We start from the raw sequence: 20199 nt of genomic DNA on the forward strand, positions 1-20199 counted from the left end.
GGAGGTTCAGTCGGCGCGGCCCGAGAACTCGCCGCTGGTGGTGTTCACCAGCACGCGCTCGCCGTTGACGATGTACTCCGGCACCTGGATTTCGAGGCCGGTCGACAGCCGCGCCGGCTTGGGGCGCTTGGTCGCGGTGCCGCCCTTGAGCTCCGGCGGCGTCTCCACGACTTCCAGCGCCACGGTCTGCGGCAGCTGCACCGCCACCGGCATGTCGTCGATGACCTGCACGTAGCAGCCGGTCAGGCCGTCGGTGATGTAGCCGGCGGATTCGCCGACCACATCGGCGTCCAGCGTGTAGGGGGTGAAGTCCTCGTCGTCCATGAACACGAAGGCCTCGCCGTCCTTGTAGGAGAAGCTGGCCTGGCGGCGCAGCAGCTCGACTTCCTTCAGCTCGTCGTCGCCGTCGAACGAGGCGTCGGTCTTGTTGCCGCCGGGCACGCTGTACATGGTGAAGCGGAAGCGCACGTTGCCGCCGCGACCCTGCGGCGAGCTGCGCTCGATGTCGCGCACCTGGTACACGGTGCCGTTGTGCTCGACCACGTTTCCTTTCTTGACGTCGTAAGCCTTCATCGCGTGTTCCTTACTTCGATGCCAGGCGCACGGCGCCATCGAGGCGGATGGTCTCGCCGTTGATGTAGCGGTTGCCGGCGATGTACGCCACCAGGTCCGCGAACTCCTCCGGGCGGCCGAGGCGCGAGGGGAAGGGAATCGAGGCCGACAGCGACCGCTGCACGTCCTCGGGCATGCCGTCGACCATCGGCGTCCAGAAGATGCCCGGGGCGATGGTGTTGACGCGGATGCCGAAGCGCGAGAGTTCGCGCGCCATCGGCAGGGTCATGCCGACCACGCCGCCCTTCGAGGCCGAGTACGCGGCCTGGCCGATCTGGCCCTCGTAGGCCGCGACCGAGGCGGTGTTGACGATCACGCCGCGCTCGCCGTCCTCGCCCGCGTCGTTGTGCTGCATCAGCTCCGCGCCTGCCTTGGCGACGTTGAAGCTGCCGACCAGGTTGACCATCACCGTCGACTGGAAGCGGCCCAGCGGCATCGAGCCCTCGCGGCCGAGCACGCGGCCGGCGCCGAGGATGCCGGCGCAGTTGACCACCGTGTTCAAGCCGCCCAGGAACTCCTTCGCGGCGGCGACGTTGGCGGCCACGGCGGCCTCGTCGGTGACGTCGGTGGCGAAGTAGCGCGCACTGGCTTCGCCGAGCGCCGCGACCGCGGCGGCGCCCTTGTCTTCGTTGACGTCGAACAGGGCGACCTTGCCGCCGTCGGCGACGATGCGGGTGGCAACGGCGAGGCCGAGGCCGGAGACGCCGCCGGTGACGACGGCGCGGATGGAATCAGCTTGCATGGCAGTCCCGTGCAGGAGGGAAAGCGGGAATTTTACCGGACTCCGACTGTGGGAGCCGCTATAGCGGCGATCGCGGCCATGGCCGCTCCCACAACAGGGAGGGGCGCCCGCCGCAGGCAGCTACAGCCGCGATGCGAACTCGTCCGGCGACAGTCCCGGGGCGAACAGGAAGCCCTGGCCCACCGGCACGCCCAGCTCCAGCAGGAACCGGCGCTGGCCTTCGTTCTCGATGCCTTCGGCCACCAGGCCCAGGCCGAGGCTGCGCGCGATGCCGGCCACGGCCTGGCAGACCGCCACGTCGGACTGGTTCCCGGGCACTCCGGCCACGAACAGCTGGCTCAGCTTCAGGCCCTGGATCGGCAGCCGGCGCAGGTAGTTGAGCGCGCTGTAGCCCTCGCCGAAGTCGTCGATGGCCAGGCTCACGCCCAGCTCGCGCAGCGCGGCGAAATTGCCCAGGGTCTCGGGCGCGTCCTCGATCAGGACCCGCTCGGTGAACTCCAGCTCCAGCGCCTCCCCGGGCAGGTCGAACTCCCGCAGCAGCCCGCGCACCAGGGCGGTCAGGTCGCTGCCCAGCAGCTGGCGGTAGGACACGTTCACCGCCACCCGGACGATGCCCAGGCCCTGGTCGCGCCAGGCGGCGGCCTGGCGGCAGGCATCGCGCAGCACCCATTCGCCGATGCGCACGATGTCGCCGGTGCCCTCGGCCTGGGCGATGAAGTGATCGGGGCGCATCTCGCCCAGGCGCTCGTTGCGCCAGCGGATCAGCGCTTCGGCACCGATGATCCCGCCGCTGACCAGGTCCACCTGCGGCTGGTAGACGAGGTGGAACTCGTCGTTGTCGGCGGCGTGGCGCAGCTGGGTCTCGAACTGCAGGCGCTCGCGCTGCGACTGCGCGAGCGCCGGGGTGTAGACCAGGCGGCCGTTGCGGGTGCGCCGCTTGCTCTCGTACATCGCCGCGTCGGCGTGCTGGATCAGCGTCTGTGCATCCACGCCGTCTTCCGGTGAACGCGCGATGCCGATACTGGCGGTGACCACGAACTCGTCCTTGTCGAAGCCGAAGCCCACCGCGAAGGCGTCGAGGATGGCGTCGGCCAGTCGTTCGGGGCGGCGCGCGTCGTCGCCGCAGTGGCAAGACACCAGGAATTCGTCGCCGCCGAAGCGCGCGATCAGGCCCTCGTCGCCGACGGCCCGGCGCAAGCGGTCGGCGGCGGCGGTGAGCAGGCTGTCGCCGGCGGCGTGGCCGAGCACGTCGTTGATGAGCTTGAAGCGGTCCAGGTCGATGTACAGCACCGCGACCGGTCCCGGGCGTGGCCCGCCCAGGCGCTCGCCGAGTTCGGCGAGCATCGCATCGCGGTTGAGCAGGCCGGTGAGCGGGTCGCTGCGCGCGAGCACGCGCAGGTTCTGCTCGCCCTGCTTGCTCACGGTGATGTCCTGCAGGGTGCCGGTGACGCGCGTGGCGCCGGCCACCCCGCTGCCGCTTTCACCGATGACCCGCACCCAGAAGGCCTGGCCGTCGCTGCCCGCGCCCTGCAGGTCCAGTTCGAAGCCGCTGCCTTCGCTGGCCGCGGCCAGGGCCTTGCGCAGGCGCTGCCCGTCGCCGGGCTGCAGGCAGGCCAGCACCGCCTCCATCGAGCGCGGGTGCTGGGCCTGGGCGAGGATCAGCGCGGCCTCGCGGGTGAGGTAGAGCCGGTCGCTGGCGCGGTCCCATTCCCAGCCGCCGATGCTGGCCAGCGACTGCACGCGGTCGAACAGGGCGCTGTCGCGCTTGAGGTCGGTGACGTCGGAGAACATCGACAGCACCTGGTCGGGGCTGTCGCCACCGGCCGCGTAGTGCGGGATCGCGGTCACCGACAGCCACAGCAGCCGGCGTCGCAGGCGGTGGTAGAGGCCAAGGAGGACGCTGCCGATGATCCGACCCTCGCGCAGCGCACGCATCGCCGGGAACTCGGACATCGGCATTTCGCTGCCGTCGGCACGGACCAGCATCCAGTGCTCGGGCAGGCTGCCGTCCCGTGGCACGTGCGCTCCCTCGCGGACGCCGAGCATGCGCAGCGCCGCGGAATTGGCGTGCACCAGGGCGCCGTTCGCCGACTGGATGACGATGCCCTTGTCGATCACCTCCATCAGATCGTGGTAGCGCGATTCGGCCTCGCGACGGCGGCTGAGGTCGCGGGCCACCGCCACCACGCAGCGCTGGCCGTCGAGGTCGAAGCCGGCCGAATGCACCTCCACAGGGAAGCGGGTGCCGTCCGCGCGCATGTTGCTGACCTCGATGACATAGGTCTCGCCGCGGTCGAGCGCTTCCATCACCGGGATCATGTGGTCCTCGGGCAGGTCGGGATTGAGCACGTGGATCGGCTGGCCCACGACTTCTTGGCGCGGGCGGCGGTAGGCGGCCATGCCGGCCTTGTTGAGGTCGAGCACGGTGCCGTCGGCGGCGATCACGCTGACCGGGTCGGGCACGGCGTGGAACAGCGCGCGGTAGCGCATCTGTGCGTGGTGGATGTCGAGGCTGGCCGCATGCAGGGCGTCCAGCGCTTCGCGCAGGAGGACGCGGGTGGCGTCGGGGAGGGTGGGGTCGCTGACGGCGGCCTCGAGTGCCGCCAGGGTCCGCGCGTTGCCGCCATCGCCTGGAGGCGTCATCGGCGGGTCCGGCGGCAGCGACAGGGTCACCCGGCCCGTGCCCTGGTGACCCTGCTGCCGGTGTCGCGGCCGAGGATCCCCGACAGCCAGGCCCCGGTGTCGACCAGGGCATCGAGGTCCACGCCGGTCGCGACGCCCAGGCCGTGCAGCATGTAGACCAGGTCCTCGGTGGCGAGGTTGCCGCTGGCGCCCTTCGCATACGGGCAGCCGCCGGTGCCGGAGACCGCGGCGTCGACCACCGTCACGCCGTCATCCAGGCAGGCCAGCACGTTGGCCAGGGCCTGGCCGTAGGTGTCGTGGAAATGGATGGCCAGCGCCGGCATCGGCACGTCCGCGGCGACCGCGCGCAGCATGGCGCGCGCCTTCGCCGGCGTGCCCACGCCGATGGTGTCGCCCAGCGAGACCTCGTAGCAGCCCATCGCATGCAGCGCGCGCGCGACGCGGACCACGTCGGCCAAGGGCACCTCGCCCTGGTAGGGGCAGCCGAGCACGGTGGAGACGTAGCCGCGCACCTTCACTCCGTCGGCCTGTGCGCGTTCGAGCACGGGCGCGAAGCGCTCCAGCGATTCATCGATGCCGGCGTTGGTGTTGCGGCGGTTGAAGGCCTCCGAGGCCGCGGTGAACACCGCCACTTCTTCGGCACCCACCGCGCGCGCGCGCTCGTAGCCCTGCAGGTTGGGCACCAGCACGGGGTAGGCCACGCCGTCACGGCGGTGGATGCCCGCGAAGACTTCGGCGGCGTCGGCCAGCTGCGGCACCCATTTCGGGCTGACGAAGCTGGTGGCCTCCACGGTCTGCAGCCCGGTGGCGGACAGGCGGTCGACCAGTTCGATCTTGGCCGCGGTGGCGACCATCGCGGATTCGTTCTGGAGCCCGTCGCGGGGCCCCACTTCAACGATGCGGACGTGTCCCGGAAGCGCCACCTCAGTCCTCCAGGGTGACCAGCACGGCGTCGGCGTCGACGAAGTCGCCCTCGCGGGCCAGCAGCTCGGCGACCACGCCGTCGCGGGGCGCCTTGAGGGCGAGCTCCATCTTCATCGCTTCCATGACCAGCAGTTCCTGCCCCTCGCTGACGCTGTCCCCGGCCTGCACCCGCGTCACCACGATACGCCCCGGCATCGGCGCCGCAACCCGGTTGCCGCCGCCGGCCTCGCCGCTGCGGCTGGCCTCGTAGGCGGCGACACGGTCGAAGCGCCAGCCACGGCGACCGTCGTGCAGGCGCACGGCGCTGCCTTCGGCGTCGACCGGGAAGCGCAGTCCCCGGCCGTTGAAACGTGCCTGGAGGGCGCCTGCGGCCATCGTCGCGCCTTCGACCGTCAGCGGCTCCGCATCCTCGAACTCGATCCGGTAGTTGCCGCCCGAGCCATGCGCGACCGCGATGTGGCGCGCCTCGCCTTCACCCAGCACCATCCGGCGCAGGCCGGCGTGGCCCAGGCGCCAGCCATCGGCGATCGCCCAGGGCGAGCCCGGGTCGCCGCTGCGCGCGGCGGCGCGGCAGGCCTCGGTCTCGGCGGCCAGCAGCATGGCGACCACGGCCGCGGCGCGGGCTTCGTCGCCGCCCTCCGCCTGGGCGCCGTCGTCGCCGATGAATTCGTCCAGGTGGCGATCCAGGTAGCCGGTGTCGATCCGGCCCTCGACCACCGCCGGATGCCGCGCCAGGCGCTCGAGGAAGGCGATGTTCGACTTCGGCCCCTCGATCACGCAGCGCGCCAGCGCCGCGCGCAGGCGGGCCAGCGCGCCGTCGCGGTCGTCGGCGTGGACGATGAGCTTGGCGATCATCGGGTCGTAGAAGATCGTGACCACGTCGCCCTCGACCACGCCCGAATCGATGCGCACGCCCTCGGCATCGGCCGGAAGGCGCAGGCGCTGCAGGCGGCCCGAACCGGGCAGGAAGCCGGCGTCGGGATCCTCGGCGTACAGGCGCACCTCGATGGCATGGCCGCGCTGCGGAATGTCGGCCTGCGCCAGAGGCAGCGGCTCGCCGGCGGCCACGCGCAGCTGCCATTCGACGAGGTCCAGCCCGGTCACCATCTCGGTCACCGGATGCTCCACCTGCAGGCGGGTGTTGATCTCCATGAAGAAGAATTCGCCAGACGGCGCGACGATGAACTCCACCGTGCCCGCGTTCTGGTAGCCGATCGCGCGCGCGGCCAGCACCGCCGCCTCGCCCATGCGCGCGCGCAGCTCCGGCGTCAGGAAGGGCGAGGGCGCCTCTTCCAGCACCTTCTGGTAGCGGCGCTGCGCCGAGCACTCGCGCTCGTTGAGATGGATGGTGTTGCCCTGCGAGTCCGCGAACACCTGGATCTCGATGTGCCGCGGCGACTCGATGTAGCGCTCCAGCAGCACCCGGTCGCGGCCGAAGGCGTTGCGCGCCTCGCGCTGGCAGCTTTCCAGCGCCGGCAGGAACTCGTCCGCCGAGCGCACGATGCGCATGCCCTTGCCGCCGCCGCCGTAGGCCGCCTTGATCATCAGCGGGAAGCCGACGCGCTCCGCCTCGCGCGCCAGCAGCTCCGGCGCCTGGTCTTCGCCGGTATAGCCCGGCACCACCGGCACCCCGGCCGCCGCCATCAGCTCCTTGGCGCCGGCCTTGCTGCCCATGCGCCGCATCGACTCCGCCTTCGGCCCGATGAAGACCATGCCCGCGGCCTCGACCGCATCGGCGAAGTCCGGGTTCTCGCTCAGGAAGCCGTAGCCGGGATGGATGCCCTGCGCCCCGCTGGCCCCCGCCGCCTCGATGATGGCGTCACCGCGCAGGTAGCTGTCCTGCGGCCGCGGTCCACCGACCGGATACGCCTCGTCGGCCAGCCGCACGTGCTGCGCCCCGGCGTCGGCCTCCGAATACACCGCCACCGTGGCGATGCCCATGCGGCGGGCGGTGCGGATGACGCGGCAGGCGATTTCGCCGCGGTTGGCGATCAGGATCTTCTTGAACATTTTTTTGGCCACGGATGAACGCGGATGGACGCGGATTTACACGGATAAAGCAGGGAGAGTCTAAGAGAAAACGCGGCGGCGGAACTCCGGGCGAGGGCCGAAGTTGAGGAGAAGCCCGAGGTGGACACGGGTCGCCTTGAGGTAATTCAGGAGCTGGGCTTCGTGGGCGGGGGCGATCTGGACGGCTGCCTTGATCTCGATGAGCAGCCGACGCTCGACCAGCATGTCCGCGCGAAACTGGCCGACGACATGGCCGTGGAAGCGGACGTCGATGGGCACCTGCTGCTCCACCCGTAACCCGCATTCGCGCAGCCGGACGGCCAGCGCCGCCTCATACACGCTCTCCAGGAAGCCGTGCCCCAACTCGTTGTAGGTATCGAAAAACGCCCCGATCACCCGATCACTCAGTCGCCGAAGCACCAGTGAACCACGATCCGCATCCATGCGAAGCCCTCATCCATCAATCCAGCTTTTGCTCTATCCGTGTAAATCCGCGTCCATCCGCGTTCATCCGTGGCAAAGAGCTTTTCGCTTCTATTCAGCCCACGAAGCGGAACGCTTGTCGAGGAAGGCGCCCAGGCCCTCCTGGCCTTCGGGGGAGACGCGCAGGGCGGCGATGAGGGCGGCGTTGTCGTGGTCGAGGCGGTCGCGGTCGGGGGCGGCGGCGACTTCGCGGACCAAGCGCTTGGCGTCCGCGGAGGCGAAGGGCGCGGCCTTCAGCAGCAGGGCGATCTGGCGGTCGACGGCGGCGTCCAGCTCGTCCGCGGCCACCACGTCGTGCAGCAGTCCGATGCGCTGCGCTTCGGCGGCGTCGAAGATCTCGGCCGTGGCGAAATAGCGCCGGGCGTGGCGCGCGCCGATCGCGGCGATGACGTAGGGCGAGATCACCGCCGGAAGCAGGCCCAGGCGGCTCTCGGTCAGGCCGAACTTCGCCGCGGGCACGCCGATGGCGATGTCGCAGCAGGCCACCAGGCCGACGCCGCCGCCGAAGGCCGCGCCGTGGACGCGGGCGATGGTCGGCTTCGGCAACTCGTCCAGGGTGCGCATCAGCTTCGCCAGGCGCAGCGAGTCCTCGCGGTTGGCCTCCTCGCTGGCGGCGGCCATGCCGCGCATCCAGTTCAGGTCGGCGCCGGCCGAGAACGAGGCGCCGGCGCCCTCCAGCACCACCGCGCGCACGCCGGGGTCGCGACCCAGCCCTTCGAAGGCTTCCGTCAGGGCGGCGATCAGGCCGTCGTCGAAGGCGTTGTGCAGGGCCGGGCGGTCCATGCGCACGCGCGCGATCCGGTCCTGGCGTTCGATCCTCAGCGGTTCGGTCATGGCGGGCTCCTGGCGGGCCCGGAATCATACCGTTCCGCTTCCGCCGTCCCGGGGGCGGGCGGAGTACAATTGAGAAGCGTTCTCGTTCTCACCCTTTCCCGCCCGGCCATCCATGCTCACCCCCAGCTTCGTCGCCCCCTTCCTGATCATGCTGCGCGAGGGCATTGAAGCCGCGCTGATCGTCGGCATCATCGCCAGCTACCTGAAGCAGACCGGACGCGGCGACGCCATGCGCTGGGTCTGGCTGGGGATCGCGCTGGCGGTCGCCGTGTGCGTGGCGGTGGCCATGGCGATCCAGCACGGCGGCCACGAATACCCGCAGAAGCAGCAGGAGCTGATCGAGGCCGTGGTCGCGATCATCGCCGTGGTGGTGCTGACCGGCATGGTGTTCTGGATGAAGAAGGCCGGCCGCGGCATGAAGGCCGAACTGCAGCAGTCCATTGACCGCGCGATGGCGCGTGGGGACCGCTGGACCTGGGCCCTGGTCGGCATGGCCTTCCTCGCGGTCGCGCGCGAAGGCCTGGAATCGCTGTTCTTCCTGCTCGCCATCGTGCAGCAGGACACCACCGGCACCGCGATCACCGGCGCCGCGCTCGGGCTGCTGGTCGCGATCGCCCTGGGCGTGGGCCTGTACCACGGCTCGGTGCGCATGAACCTGCAGGTCTTCTTCCGCTGGACCGGGGTGCTGATCATCCTGGTCGCCGCGGGCCTGGCCGCCGGTGCGCTGAAGTCGCTGCACGAGGCCGGCATCTGGAACCAGCTGCAGGCGCTGGCCTTCGACTGGACGCAGGTGCTGCCGGTGTACAGCCTGGCCGGCAGCCTGCTGGCGGCCGTGTTCGGCTACAACGACCACCCCACGGTCGGCGAGGTGGCGGTGTACCTGCTCTACCTCGTGCCGGTGCTGTTCCTCTATTTCCGGGCAGACCGCCAGGCCGCGCGCGCCCGCTGACCCCGTCACCCGAATTTTCCACTTCGCAAGGACTACCGATGAAGACGATTGAACGCGCATGCTCCCTGCCGCTGGCCCTGGCCGGCCTGCTGGCGCTTGCCGCGTGCGGCGGGCAGTCGCCGCAAGGTGCCGCCGCCGCGGACGCGGGCGATGCCGCGGCGACCGCCGCCGCCGGCACCACGATCGATCCGGCCGAGCTGGTCGAGCCGATCGCGATGTACAAGCTCTACGTCAGCGAGCAGACGGAGCAGCTGGTGGCCGATACCCGGCGCTTCGTCGAAGTGGTCAAGGCCGGCGACAACGAGACCGCGGCCCAGCTGTACGCGCCGGGCCGCCAGTCCTGGGAGCGGATCGAACCGATCGCCGAGCTGTTCTCCGACCTGGACGCGTCGATGGACGCGCGCGCCGACGACTACAAGGGCGGCGAGTCCGATCCCGGCTTCACCGGCTGGCACCGCCTGGAATACGCGATCTTCAGCGAGAAGAGCCTGGAGGGCATGGATGAGATCGCCGACCGGCTGCTCGCCGACACCCTTGACCTGCAGGCGCGCATCGCCGACCTGCCGCTGGAGCCGCGCGCGGTCGTGGGCGGGCCGGCGGTGCTGATCGAGGAGGTCGCGGCCACCAAGATCAGCGGCGAGGAGAACCGCTACAGCGGCACCGACCTGTGGGACTTCCGCGCCAACGTCGACGGGTCGCAGAAGATCGTCGAGCTGTTCCGTCCGCTGATCGAGCGCGCCAACCCCGCGCTGCTGGCCGATATCGACGCCAACTTCGCCACCGTCGACCAGGCGCTGGAGACCTACCGCCGCGGCGACGGCTGGGCGCACTACGGTGAAGTGACCGACGCCGACCGCAACACGCTGAAGGGCGCGATCACCGCGCTGGCCGAGCAGCTGGCACAGCTGCGCGGCACGCTCGGGGTGGACTGAACATGGACGAAGCCCGGGTCGAAGTGCGCGCGCCGCGTGGCGTCGCCGCCTCCGCGGCGATTGCGACCGCGACCGTCGCGCTGCCGCTGTTGCTCGCCGCCTGCGCGCCGCCACCCGGGGTCGCGGACGCCGACGGCGTGCCGGTGACGCGGATCAGCGTCACCGACACCGCCTGCGTGCCCAACGAGGTTACGGTCAAGGCCGGTCGCAACCGCTTCGTCATCACCAACCAGAGCATGCGCCCGCTGGAATGGGAGATCCTGGACGGCGTGATGGTGGTGGACGAGCGCGAGAACATCATCCCCGGCCTGGAGCAGACCCTGACCACGCCGCTCAAGCCCGGGCGCTACGTCATGACCTGCGGCCTGCTGACCAACCCGCGCGGCACCCTGGTCGTGGAAGCCGACGCCGATGCACCGAAGGCGGCGCCGACGCCGCTGGAGTTCATCGCCGGCCAGGCCGAATACAAGGTCTACGTGCACCAGCAGGTCACCGCGATGCAGGCCGAAGTGGCGGCGCTGGCCGAAGCGCTGCGCGCCGGCGACCTGCCGCGCGCGCGTTCGCTGTACGCGGATTCGCGCCAGGGCTGGCAGCGCCTGGCGCCGGTGGCGCTGCTGGCGTCCACGCAGTACGACCGCCTCGAAGGCGCGGCAACGCTGTACGCCGGCGGCGAATCGGATCCGGACTTCGTCGGCTGGCACCGGATCGAGGACGCGCTGTTCGACGGCGGCGATGTTTCGCCCGCGGCGCTGGCCGCGCTGGGCGATGCGCTCGAGGCCGACAGCCGCGCCTTCGGCGATGCGATCAAGGCCGCTTCGATCGGCACGGACGCGATCTTCCGGGGCGCCGCGCAGACCGCGCGCCGGATCGCCGAACGCAAGCTCGAAGGCCTGGACCATCCCCACGCCGGCACCGACCTGTCCGATGCCGCGGCCAACGTCGCCGGCCTGCGCCGGATCGTGGTGCTGTTCGACAAGGCCCTGGCCGAGCACGCGCCGCGGCAGCGCGAAGACATGATCGCGCGTCTGGACGCCCTGCAGACGGGGCTGCCCGATGACGGCAGTCGATCCGGCCTGGAGGGCAACGGGCGAGCGGGACTGGCGGACGAGGCCACGGCGCTCGCGGACGATTTCGGCAACACCCTCGACACGCTCGGACTTTGAGACAGGCACACAGGGCAGCATGAGCAGCACACACGGCAAATCCGGTGGCACCGAAGCCGACAACAGCACAGCACGCCAGGATGCAGCGGGCGTCGATGCAGCGGCCGGCCGCAATGACATGGCGCCGGCGATCACCAGCCCCTCGCGGCGCTCGCTGCTCAAGGGCGGCCTGCTGGCCGCCGGCGGTGCCGCCGCGGCCGCGGGCCTGGCCGCATGCCGGCGCGAAGGCCCGGACGCGGGCGGCGGCAAGCGCGCCACCGACAGCACCCTGCAGTCGCAGCCCTTCCGCGGCGTCCACCAGTCGGGCATCACCACGCCCACCCAGGCGGCCGCGATCGTGGTCGCGATGGACGTGGTCGGCCGCGGCCGGCCGGTGCTGGAGCGGCTGTTCCGCAAGCTAGACGAGCGCATCGCCTTCCTGATGCAAGGCGGCGCGGTGGCCGAACGCAACCCGCAGCTGCCGCCGCTGGATTCCGGCGTGCTCGGGCCGACGGTGTTCCCGGACAACCTCACGGTCACGTTGAGCGTCGGCGCCTCGCTGTTCGACGACCGCTTCGGGCTGGCCGCGGCGAAGCCGAAGCAACTGGTCGAGATGCCGTCCTTCCGCAACGATTCGCTCGACGCCAGCCTGTGCGACGGCGACCTGATGCTGCAGATCTGCAGCAACACCGCCGAGACCAACATCCACGCCCTGCGCGACATCATCAAGCAGTCGTCCGGCCTGGCGAACCTGCGCTGGACGCTTGACGGCTTCCTGCCGCCGCACACGGTGCAGAAGCTGGGCAAGGATTCGATCATCAACCTGCTGGGCTTCAAGGACGGCACCGCCAACCCGGACGCCGGCGACGCGCGGCTGATGGACGGCATGGTCTGGGTGCAGCCGGACTCGGGCGAACCGGCCTGGGCCATCGGCGGCAGCTACCAGGCGGTGCGCATCATCCGCAACTTCGTCGAATTCTGGGATCGCACGCCGCTGCGCGAGCAGGAGCAGATCATGGGCCGGCACAAGGCCAGCGGCGCGCCGCTGGGCATGAAGCGCGAGCACGACGAATTCGACTACGCCAACGATCCCGACGGCGAGGTCACCCCGCTCGACGCGCACATCCGCCTGGCCAATCCGCGCACGCCGGGCAGCCGGCAGATCCTGCGCCGCAGCTACAACTACTCGCGCGGCTTCACCCGCTCGGGCCAGCTCGACCAGGGCCTGCTGTTCGTCTGCTACCAGTCCGACCTGGACGAGGGCTTCATCGCGATCCAGAAGCGCCTGGACGGGGAGCCGCTGGAGGAATACATCAAGCCCTTCGGCGGCGGCTTCTACTTCGCGCTGCCGGGCGCGCGCGATGAAGGCGAATACCTGGGCCAGCGCCTGGTGGAAGCGGCCTGAGCCGCCGGCTTTCGCACCCGCGCCCCCGCCTCAGTGGCGGGAGCGGGAGTTGGGCCGCTTGGGCATGCGGCGCATGTCGTTGGTGGGCGTCAGCTCCACCGCCAGGGTGAAGGTGCGCGCGTCGCCGGGATGGATCGCACCGACGCCGACCACCTGGTGCGAGACCTCGTTGCCTTCGTCGTCGCGGATGGTCAGCACCACCGAGTATTCCCAGGCGCCGCCTTCGGACGGATGCCGGATCTCGCCCTCGACCTGCAGCGCGCGCGTGACCTCGGCGGCCGCTCCCTGCTCGTCGAAGCGCAGGTAGTGGCGGCACGACGGACAGCGCGTCGCGCTTTCAAGGATCACGGTCTTGCAGTGCGGGCAGGTGCGCGTGGCACCTGCCGCGCCGGGGCGTGCGCTCACGAGACGAGGTCGAGGCCGGCCTTGTCCTTGCTGTCCTTCTGCGCCGCGTCGTCCTTGCCCTTGGCGGGTGCGGCGGCGTCGTCCCAGCCGCACTCCACGTTGCCGCGGATGCGCGAACCGGAGGCGACGATCAGGGTGCCGGCCTTGACGTCACCGATCAGCACCGCGGAGGGCTGCAGTTCCACGCGCTCGGCGGAATCGATGTTGCCTTCCAGCTCACCGGCCACGTTCACGCGCTTGGCGCGCACGCCGCCGTTGAGGCGGGCGCCGCCGTCGATGGTGAGGTCGCCCTCGACGTTGACGTCGCCCTTGAACTTGCCGGCGATGCGGACGTGGCCGCTGCCGGAGATCTTGCCCTCGATGGTGAGGTCGGAGGCGATCACCGATTCCCGGGCCTGCGGCGCCGAAGCTGCCTGCGGGGGGCGGCTGGCGGCCTGCGGCTGGAAGGGCGTCTCGGCCGGCTCGAACGAGGCGGCTGCCGGACTCTGTTCGCGCGCTGGCTGGGGGGCATCCTTGCCGAAGGGGAGGGTGGAATCTTTCTTGGCGGAGCCTTGCGGGAAAATAGCCATGGCGCGGTGGGTCCTCGGTGCGTTCGGGGGATGAGGTGGAGGCCGACCATAGCACGCGGCCGGCTTCACGCGCCTGTGACGCGGCTCACCAAATCCGAAGCCCGACAAGGACTTAGCGCGGGAAGCTCAGGCCAGGTTCCGGCAGTGTCGGCCCAGGCCGTGGCGCCGCCGGGCCCGCCTACATGCGGAAGACGCCGAAGCGCGCGGGTTCCACCGGCGCATTCAGCGACGCAGACACCGCCAGGCCGAGCACCCGGCGGGTGTCGGCGGGATCGATGATGCCGTCGTCCCACAGCCGCGCGCTGGCGTACCAGGGGCTGCCCTGCGACTCGTACTGCTCACGGATCGGCGCCTTGAAGGCTTCCTCGTCCCCGGCGCTCCATTCGCCGCCCCGGGCCTCGATGCCGTCGCGCTTCACGGTGGCCAGCACGCTGGCCGCCTGCTCGCCGCCCATCACGCTGATGCGCGCGTTGGGCCACATCCACAGGAAGCGGGCGCCGTAGGCGCGGCCGCACATGGCGTAGTTGCCGGCGCCGAAGCTGCCGCCGATGACCACGGTGAACTTCGGCACCGACGAGCAGGCCACCGCGGTGACCATCTTCGCCCCGTCCTTGGCGATGCCGGCATTCTCGTATTTCCTGCCGACCATGAAGCCGGTGATGTTCTGCAGGAACACCAGCGGGATGCCGCGCTGGTTGCACAGTTCGATGAAGTGCGCGCCCTTGAGCGCCGACTCCGAGAACAGGATGCCGTTGTTGGCGACGATGCCCACCGGATAGCCGTGCAGGTGGGCGAAGCCGGTGACGAGCGTCTTGCCGTAGCGCGCCTTGAACTCCTGGAACTCGCTGCCGTCGACGATGCGCGCGATCACCTCGCGGATGTCGAAGGGCCGGCGCGTGTCCTTCGGCACGATGCCGTACAGCTCCTCGGCCGCGAACAGCGGCTCGACCACCGGGCGCGTCGCCACCGGCAGCACCTTGTGGCGGTTGAAGCTGCCGACGATGTCGCGTGCGATCTGCAGCGCGTGGCGGTCGTCCTCGGCGAAGTGGTCGGCCACGCCCGACACGGACGTGTGCACGTCGGCACCGCCCAGGGATTCCGCATCCACCACTTCGCCGGTGGCCGCCTTCACCAGCGGCGGGCCGCCGAGGAAGATCGTGCCCTGTTCCTTCACGATCACCGACTCGTCGCACATCGCCGGCACGTAGGCGCCGCCGGCGGTGCAGCTGCCCATCACCACCGCGACCTGCGGGATGTTTTCCGCGCTCATCCGCGCCTGGTTGTAGAAGATGCGGCCGAAGTGCTCCTTGTCCGGGAACACCTCGTCCTGCAGCGGCAGGAAGGCACCGCCGGAGTCGACCAGGTAGACGCAGGGCAGATGGTTCTCGCGCGCGACTTCCTGCGCGCGCAGGTGCTTCTTCACCGTCATCGGGAAGTAGGTGCCGCCCTTGACCGTGGCGTCATTGGCGACCACCACCACTTCCTGGCCCATCACCCGGCCGATGCCGCAGACCATGCCGGCGGCGGGCGCGGCGCCCTCGTACATGTCCTCGGCGGCCAGCGGCGCGATTTCCAGGAAGGGCGAACCCGGGTCGAGCAGGGCGGCGATGCGCTCGCGCGGCAGCAGCTTGCCGCGGGCGACGTGCTTTTCGCGCGCCTTGTCGCCGCCGCCGTCGGCGGCCCGTGCCAGGCGGGCGTCGAGTTCGTCCACCAGTGCGCGGTGGAAGGCGACGTTGTCCTGGAAGTCCTGCGAGCGCGGGTCGAGGCTGGAGGCGAGGGCGGGCATGCGGCGATCAGCGTGGTGGAAAGGCGCAACAGCATACCGGGAGCGCCGGCGGCGAGTGGCCGCGCACGAAAAAGGGCCCGCCGGAGCGGGCCCTTCGGGTACTGCAGGCCGGGATCAGTTGTCGACCTTCTCGGCGGCGTTGTCGGCAGCCTCGGACGCCTTTTCCAGGGCGTTGGCGGCGGCTTCGCGGGCGCGGGCTTCGGCGTCGGCGGCAGCGGCGCTGGCCTCGTCGGCAGCGTCCTGCGCGGCGGCTTCGGCGTTGGCGGCAGCCTCGTCGGCGGCGGCGCCGGCCTCGTCAGCCGCTTCCTGGGTGGCGGCGGCAGCGGCGTCCCAACCGGCTTCGGCGGCATCACCGGCGGCCGTGGCGGCGTCCTGGGCGGCTTCGCCCGCACGCTCCATCGCGGCCTCGGCCTCGGCGGCCTGCTGCTCGGCGCTGGACTGGTTCTGGCAGGCGGCCAGGGCGAAAACACAGGCGGTGGCCAGCAGGGCAGTCTTGATCTTCATGAGGGTGTCCTTGTCATGGAAGGGCCCGGCGGCGCGGCCCGTGGTGGATACGGAAAAGCCGCTGGAATTCCAGCGGCTCTCCGGTATTGCGTGTTGCTTTCGAGTGCTGCGAGCAGTTGATTACTGCTCGACGGCCTCGTCGGCAGCCTCTTCGGCGGCGTCGGCAGCCGATTCGGCGGCGTCGGCGGCGTCCTGCGCCACGTCGGCGGCAGCGGCTTCGGCCGAGCCTTCCAGGGCGGCAGCGTCGGCAGCGGCGTCGGCGGCGGCGTCGGCAGCAGCAGAGGCGCTGTCGGCGGCCGACTCGGCGGCGGTGGTACCGGCCAGCGCGGCGTCCGCGGCGGCCTGGTCAGCGGCCTCGGCGGCGTCGGCAGCGGCGTTGGTGGCCTGATCCTGGTTCGAGCAGGCGGCCAGGCCCAGGCCCAGCACCAGCGCGATCAGCAGCTTGTTCATGCTCATTGTTACGTTTCCTCGTCGTGGATAGTGTCGAACGCACGCAAGTGCGCCGGATATCATGATGACAAGCCTTGTACGACTGTCAAGCGCAAGTTTGAATTCGCAGGTGTAAAGAATCCGTCAACCCGCGCGGCGTCCGTTCAGGCAAGCTCGACCGCGATCGCGGTGGCCTCGCCGCCGCCGATGCACAGCGAAGCCACGCCCCGCTTGCCGCCGCGGGCCTTGAGGGCATGCAGCAGGGTCACCACCAGGCGGGCGCCGCTGGCGCCGATGGGGTGGCCCAGCGCGCAGGCGCCACCGTTGACGTTGAGCCGGTCGTGGGGGATGCCGAGGTCCTTCATCGGCGCCATGGCCACGCAGGCGAAGGCTTCGTTGACCTCGAACAGGTCCACGTCCTCCACCTTCCAGCCGGCCTTCTCCAGCACGTTGGAGATCGCCTGCACCGGCGCGGTGGTGAACCACTCCGGGGCCTGGGCATGGTTGGCATGGGCGACCACGCGGGCCAGCGGCTGCAGACCGCGGGCCTGGGCCTCGTCGGCGGACATCAGCACCGCGGCGGCGGCGCCGTCGGAGATCTTCGACGAGGAGGCGGCGGTCAGCACGCCGTCCTTGCCGAAGGCCGCGCGCAGGGTGGGGATCCTGTCGAGCGCGATCTTGCCCGGTTCTTCGTCGGTGTCGAACTGCGCCTCGCCCTTGCGGGTCTTGACGGTCACCGGGACGATCTCGTCCTTGAAGGCGCCATCGGCGATCGCCTGCTGCGCGCGGCGCGCGCTCTCGGCCGAGAACGCGTCCACGGCCTCGCGGTCGAAGCCGTACTTCGCGCAGGCGGCATCGCCGAACACGCCCATGGCCTGGCCGTCGTAGGGGTTGGTCAGGCCGTCCCAGGCCATGTGGTCGAGGAAGTCCGCGGTGCCGTAGCGGATGCCGGTGCGCGAGCCGTTGAGCAGGTGCGGGGCGTTGGTCATCGACTCCATGCCGCCGGCCACGACCACCTTGGCCGAGCCGGCCTTGATGATGTCGGTGGCGAGCATGATCGCCTTCATGCCCGAGCCGCAGACCTTGTTGATGGTGGTGCAGCCCGCGGCGTCCGGGATGCCGGCCGCGCGCGAGGCCTGGCGCGCCGGGGCCTGGCCGAGGCCGGCGGGGAGCACGCAGCCCATGATGACTTCGTCGACCTGGTCGGCGGCCACGCCACCGTGGCCGAGCGCGCCTTCGATCGCTGCGGCGCCGAGGGTGGGGGTCGGGACGCCGGTGAACTGGCCGAGCATGGAACCGATGGCGGTGCGCTTGGCACCGACGATGACGACGTCGGTCATGGGGAAGGACTCCAGTGGATATGTCCGCCCATTATCGCACCGCAGCATGGCTGCGCTACCGGCCGTTGGGCGGGGGGTCAGTTCCGCCCTTCGAACAGCTCCCGCCCGATCAGCATCCGCCGGATCTCGTTGGTGCCGGCGCCGATCTCGTAGAGCTTGGCGTCGCGCAGGATGCGGCCGGTGGCGAATTCGTTGATGTAACCGTTTCCGCCCAGGGCCTGGATCGCCTCCAGCGCCACCTTCACCGCCGACTCGCTGGCGTGCAGCAGGCAGCTGGCGGGGTCGATCCGCGACTTGTGGCCGGCGTCGTAGTCGCGCGCGACCTGGTAGGCGTAGGCGCGCGAAGACTGCAGTGCGGTGTACATGTCGGCGACCTTGCCCTGCATCAGGCCGAAAGTGCCGATGGCGGCGTCGAACTGGCGGCGCTCGCGCACATAGGGCAGGGCGATGTCGATCGCGGCCTGCATCAGGCCCAGCGGCCCGCCGCTGAGCACCAGGCGCTCGGTGTTGAGCCCCGACATCAGCACCTTGACGCCGTTGTGGACCTCGCCCAGCACGTTCTCCTGCGGGATCTCGCAGTTGTCGAACACCAGCTCGCAGGTGTTGCTGCCACGCATGCCGAGCTTGTCGAGCTTCTGCGCGGTGGAGAAGCCCTTCATGCCGCGCTCGACGATGAAGGCGGTCATGCACTTCGAACCCGCATCCTTGCCGGCCGTGCGCATGTACACGATCAGCACGTCGGCCTCGGGGCCGTTGGTGATCCACATCTTGTTGCCGTTGGCGATCCAGGTGCCGTCGCGCAGCTCGGCCCGGCAGCTCATCGAGCCGACCACGTCGGAGCCCGCGCCCGGCTCGCTCATCGCCAGCGCGCCCTTCCACTCGCCGCTGCACAGCTTGGGCAGGTACTTCTCGCGCTGCGCCTGGTTGCCGTTGGCATACAGGTTGGACACGCAGAGGTTGGAGTGCGCGCCGTAGCTCAGGCCGATCGAGCCGGAAGCCCGCGAGATCTCCTCCATCGCCACCAGGTGGGCCAGGTAGCCCATCTCGCTGCCGCCGAACTCGCCGGGCACGGTCATGCCGAGCAGGCCCATCTCGCCCAGCTTCGGCCACAGGGCCTGCGGGAAGGCGTTGTCGTGGTCGACGGACTCGGCGATCGGCGCGATCTCGGCCTCGGCGAAGCGGCGCACGGCGTCGCGCAGCGCGTCGAGCTCTTCGCCCAGCGGGAAGGTACGCATGTCGGTCTCTCCTGGTTCGTTGCTGCCGGCGCGTCCTGCCCGGCGGGAGATGCTGAAACAACGACGGGGCACCTGGCCCCGTCGTCTATCGGAACGCGCGCGGCTTACGCGCCGCCGCGGATGCGGCCGTGGAAGCGCGGTGCGGTGCGGCCCATCGGCAGCTTGAGCTTGCCCATCACGTCGATGCGCTCTTCGGCCATGCGGTCGGCGGCCCGGTAGGTCGGGATGCCGTCGCGCTGGGCGATCTCGAAGATGCGGCTGACGTTGTGGTAGATCGTGCGCATCTGGCGCATCGCGCGCTCGCGGTTGTAGCCGGTCATTTCCAGCGCCACGTTCATCACGCCGCCGGCGTTCACCGCGTAGTCGGGCGCGTACAGGATGCCGCGCTTCTCCACCTCGTCGCCGATGGCGTTGGTGGCCAGCTGGTTGTTGGCCGAGCCGCAGATGACCTTGGCCTTCAGGCGCGGCAGGGTCTCCTCGTTGACGGTGCCGCCCAGCGCGCAGGGCGAGTACACGTCGACGTCGACGTCGTAGATCTCGTCCAGGCCCACGGCCTCGGCGCCGTACTCGGTCACGGCCTTGTCCACCAGGTCCTGGTTGATGTCGGTGACGAAGATCTTCGCGCCGCGCTCCTTGAGCAGCTTGACGTACTCCATGCCGACATGGCCCAGGCCCTGCACGGCGTAGCTGTACTTGCCGACTTCCTCGTCGCCGAACTTGGCGTTGAGGGCGGCCATCAGGCCCTGCAGCGAGCCGTAGGCGGTGAACGGCGACGGATCGCCCGAGCCGCCGTGGACCTGGTGTACGCCGGTGACGTATTCGGTCTCCTTGTAGACGTGCTCCATGTCGTTGACGTCGATGCCGACGTCCTCGGCGGTGATGTAGCGGCCGCCCAGCGACTGCACGGCCTTGCCGAAGGCGCGGAACAGGGCCTCGGACTTGTCGGTGGCCGGGTTGCCGATGATCACGGCCTTGCCGCCGCCGATGTCGAGGCCGGCCACGGCGTTCTTGTACGTCATGCCGCGCGACAGGCGCAGCACGTCGTTCAGCGCGTCCTGCTCGGTCTTGTACGGCCACATGCGCGTGCCGCCCAGGGCCGGGCCCAGCACGGTGTTGTGGATCGCGATGATGGCCTTCAGGCCCGCGTCCTTGTTGTGGCAGAACACGACCTGCTCGTGGCCGTAGGTGTCGAGGTGCTCGAAGATCATTCCGGACTCCGCAGCCGGCTTGCCTCGGGGACGCGCAGGGCGCCCGG

19 protein-coding genes are annotated in these 20199 nt (G+C 70.4%); 4 read left to right on the top strand and 15 right to left on the bottom strand.

What is annotated here, in order from left to right; genetic code table 11:
• Positions 1-6: 6 nt before the first annotated feature.
• The 7 genes from yeiP to E2170_RS12540 all read right to left on the bottom strand — a co-directional run bounded on the left by yeiP (position 7) and on the right by E2170_RS12540 (position 8248).
• Positions 7-573 carry an elongation factor P-like protein YeiP gene (gene yeiP, locus E2170_RS12510; RefSeq protein ID WP_133000945.1) on the bottom strand — a complete coding sequence of 189 codons (567 nt, stop codon included), beginning with the start codon at positions 571-573 and terminating at the stop codon, positions 7-9.
• A gap of 10 nt (positions 574-583) precedes the next feature.
• The gene (locus E2170_RS12515) at positions 584-1354 is read right to left on the bottom strand and encodes an SDR family NAD(P)-dependent oxidoreductase (RefSeq protein WP_133000946.1); all 771 of its coding nucleotides are present in this window, start codon (positions 1352-1354) and stop codon (positions 584-586) included.
• 120 nt (positions 1355-1474) lie between these two features.
• Positions 1475-3997: a sensor domain-containing protein gene (locus E2170_RS12520; RefSeq protein WP_133000947.1), complete on the bottom strand. Its 2523-nt coding sequence runs from the start codon at positions 3995-3997 to the stop codon at positions 1475-1477.
• A 26-nt stretch (positions 3998-4023) separates the two neighbouring features.
• Positions 4024-4920 carry a hydroxymethylglutaryl-CoA lyase gene (locus E2170_RS12525; protein ID WP_133000948.1) on the bottom strand — a complete coding sequence of 299 codons (897 nt, stop codon included), beginning with the start codon at positions 4918-4920 and terminating at the stop codon, positions 4024-4026.
• Position 4921: 1 nt separating this feature from the next.
• Positions 4922-6931 carry an acetyl/propionyl/methylcrotonyl-CoA carboxylase subunit alpha gene (locus tag E2170_RS12530; RefSeq protein WP_133000949.1) on the bottom strand — a complete coding sequence of 670 codons (2010 nt, stop codon included), beginning with the start codon at positions 6929-6931 and terminating at the stop codon, positions 4922-4924.
• Positions 6932-6991: 60 nt separating this feature from the next.
• Positions 6992-7375 carry a GxxExxY protein gene (locus E2170_RS12535; protein WP_133000950.1) on the bottom strand — a complete coding sequence of 128 codons (384 nt, stop codon included), beginning with the start codon at positions 7373-7375 and terminating at the stop codon, positions 6992-6994.
• A gap of 90 nt (positions 7376-7465) precedes the next feature.
• Entirely contained in the window at positions 7466-8248 is a 783-nt protein-coding gene (locus E2170_RS12540) for an enoyl-CoA hydratase-related protein (RefSeq protein ID WP_133000951.1), read from the bottom strand.
• Positions 8249-8360: 112 nt separating this feature from the next.
• Between E2170_RS12540 and efeU the strand changes: the two genes are divergently transcribed.
• Genes efeU through efeB form a run of 4 tightly spaced genes read left to right on the top strand, consistent with a single transcriptional unit; the run spans position 8361 to position 12676 of the window.
• Positions 8361-9197, top strand: coding sequence for an iron uptake transporter permease EfeU (gene efeU, locus E2170_RS12545; protein WP_133000952.1), 837 nt, complete (start codon positions 8361-8363; stop codon positions 9195-9197).
• A 38-nt stretch (positions 9198-9235) separates the two neighbouring features.
• The gene (gene efeO / locus E2170_RS12550; RefSeq protein ID WP_133000953.1) at positions 9236-10129 is read left to right on the top strand and encodes an iron uptake system protein EfeO; all 894 of its coding nucleotides are present in this window, start codon (positions 9236-9238) and stop codon (positions 10127-10129) included.
• A 2-nt stretch (positions 10130-10131) separates the two neighbouring features.
• On the top strand, positions 10132-11292 hold the full coding sequence (locus tag E2170_RS12555) for a cupredoxin domain-containing protein (protein WP_133000954.1): 1161 nt from the start codon (positions 10132-10134) through the stop codon (positions 11290-11292).
• Positions 11293-11311: 19 nt separating this feature from the next.
• The gene (gene efeB, locus E2170_RS12560) at positions 11312-12676 is read left to right on the top strand and encodes an iron uptake transporter deferrochelatase/peroxidase subunit (protein ID WP_207914974.1); all 1365 of its coding nucleotides are present in this window, start codon (positions 11312-11314) and stop codon (positions 12674-12676) included.
• Positions 12677-12706: 30 nt separating this feature from the next.
• Here the strand turns inward: efeB and E2170_RS12565 are convergent, their stop codons facing one another.
• From E2170_RS12565 to E2170_RS12600, 8 genes are all read right to left on the bottom strand, one after another.
• Positions 12707-13081 carry a hypothetical protein gene (locus E2170_RS12565; protein ID WP_133000955.1) on the bottom strand — a complete coding sequence of 125 codons (375 nt, stop codon included), beginning with the start codon at positions 13079-13081 and terminating at the stop codon, positions 12707-12709.
• The gene (locus E2170_RS12570) at positions 13078-13650 is read right to left on the bottom strand and encodes a bactofilin family protein (RefSeq protein WP_133000956.1); all 573 of its coding nucleotides are present in this window, start codon (positions 13648-13650) and stop codon (positions 13078-13080) included. The genes E2170_RS12565 and E2170_RS12570 overlap by 4 nt, the downstream gene beginning before the upstream one ends.
• Positions 13651-13828: 178 nt before the next feature.
• Positions 13829-15436, bottom strand: a complete 1608-nt coding sequence (locus E2170_RS12575; RefSeq protein WP_133000957.1) for a carboxyl transferase domain-containing protein — start codon at positions 15434-15436, stop codon at positions 13829-13831.
• Between the two features lie 114 nt (positions 15437-15550).
• Positions 15551-15940: a hypothetical protein gene (locus tag E2170_RS13840; protein WP_165942229.1), complete on the bottom strand. Its 390-nt coding sequence runs from the start codon at positions 15938-15940 to the stop codon at positions 15551-15553.
• Between the two features lie 120 nt (positions 15941-16060).
• Positions 16061-16396, bottom strand: coding sequence for a hypothetical protein (locus tag E2170_RS12585; RefSeq protein WP_133000958.1), 336 nt, complete (start codon positions 16394-16396; stop codon positions 16061-16063).
• A gap of 137 nt (positions 16397-16533) precedes the next feature.
• Entirely contained in the window at positions 16534-17709 is a 1176-nt protein-coding gene (locus E2170_RS12590; RefSeq protein WP_133000959.1) for a thiolase family protein, read from the bottom strand.
• Between the two features lie 77 nt (positions 17710-17786).
• Positions 17787-18944 (bottom strand): isovaleryl-CoA dehydrogenase, encoded by a 1158-nt coding sequence (locus tag E2170_RS12595; protein ID WP_133000960.1) that lies wholly within the window; start codon positions 18942-18944, stop codon positions 17787-17789.
• 104 nt (positions 18945-19048) lie between these two features.
• On the bottom strand, positions 19049-20152 hold the full coding sequence (locus tag E2170_RS12600; protein WP_133000961.1) for a Glu/Leu/Phe/Val dehydrogenase dimerization domain-containing protein: 1104 nt from the start codon (positions 20150-20152) through the stop codon (positions 19049-19051).
• Between the last annotated feature and the right edge of the window lie 47 nt (positions 20153-20199).

It is taken from the genome of Luteimonas arsenica, from assembly GCF_004352825.1.
Lineage (GTDB): Bacteria > Pseudomonadota > Gammaproteobacteria > Xanthomonadales > Xanthomonadaceae > Luteimonas > Luteimonas arsenica.

Excerpts from the sequence above, each read along its gene's own strand:
- E2170_RS12535 (WP_133000950.1), bottom strand. The coding sequence starts at position 7,375 with ATGGATGCGGATCGTGGTTCACTGGTGCTTCGGCGACTGAGTGATCGG.
- E2170_RS12595 (WP_133000960.1), bottom strand. The coding sequence starts at position 18,944 with ATGCGTACCTTCCCGCTGGGCGAAGAGCTCGACGCGCTGCGCGACGCC.
- E2170_RS12515 (WP_133000946.1), bottom strand. The coding sequence starts at position 1,354 with ATGCAAGCTGATTCCATCCGCGCCGTCGTCACCGGCGGCGTCTCCGGC.
- efeU (WP_133000952.1), top strand. The coding sequence starts at position 8,361 with ATGCTCACCCCCAGCTTCGTCGCCCCCTTCCTGATCATGCTGCGCGAG.
- E2170_RS12600 (WP_133000961.1), bottom strand. The coding sequence starts at position 20,152 with ATGATCTTCGAGCACCTCGACACCTACGGCCACGAGCAGGTCGTGTTC.
- yeiP (WP_133000945.1), bottom strand. The coding sequence starts at position 573 with ATGAAGGCTTACGACGTCAAGAAAGGAAACGTGGTCGAGCACAACGGC.
- efeB (WP_207914974.1), top strand. The coding sequence starts at position 11,312 with ATGAGCAGCACACACGGCAAATCCGGTGGCACCGAAGCCGACAACAGC.
- E2170_RS12555 (WP_133000954.1), top strand. The coding sequence starts at position 10,132 with ATGGACGAAGCCCGGGTCGAAGTGCGCGCGCCGCGTGGCGTCGCCGCC.
- E2170_RS12540 (WP_133000951.1), bottom strand. The coding sequence starts at position 8,248 with ATGACCGAACCGCTGAGGATCGAACGCCAGGACCGGATCGCGCGCGTG.
- efeO (WP_133000953.1), top strand. The coding sequence starts at position 9,236 with ATGAAGACGATTGAACGCGCATGCTCCCTGCCGCTGGCCCTGGCCGGC.
- E2170_RS12570 (WP_133000956.1), bottom strand. The coding sequence starts at position 13,650 with ATGGCTATTTTCCCGCAAGGCTCCGCCAAGAAAGATTCCACCCTCCCC.
- E2170_RS12530 (WP_133000949.1), bottom strand. The coding sequence starts at position 6,931 with ATGTTCAAGAAGATCCTGATCGCCAACCGCGGCGAAATCGCCTGCCGC.
- E2170_RS12575 (WP_133000957.1), bottom strand. The coding sequence starts at position 15,436 with ATGCCCGCCCTCGCCTCCAGCCTCGACCCGCGCTCGCAGGACTTCCAG.
- E2170_RS12590 (WP_133000959.1), bottom strand. The coding sequence starts at position 17,709 with ATGACCGACGTCGTCATCGTCGGTGCCAAGCGCACCGCCATCGGTTCC.
- E2170_RS13840 (WP_165942229.1), bottom strand. The coding sequence starts at position 15,940 with ATGAAGATCAAGACTGCCCTGCTGGCCACCGCCTGTGTTTTCGCCCTG.
- E2170_RS12520 (WP_133000947.1), bottom strand. The coding sequence starts at position 3,997 with ATGACGCCTCCAGGCGATGGCGGCAACGCGCGGACCCTGGCGGCACTC.
- E2170_RS12585 (WP_133000958.1), bottom strand. The coding sequence starts at position 16,396 with ATGAGCATGAACAAGCTGCTGATCGCGCTGGTGCTGGGCCTGGGCCTG.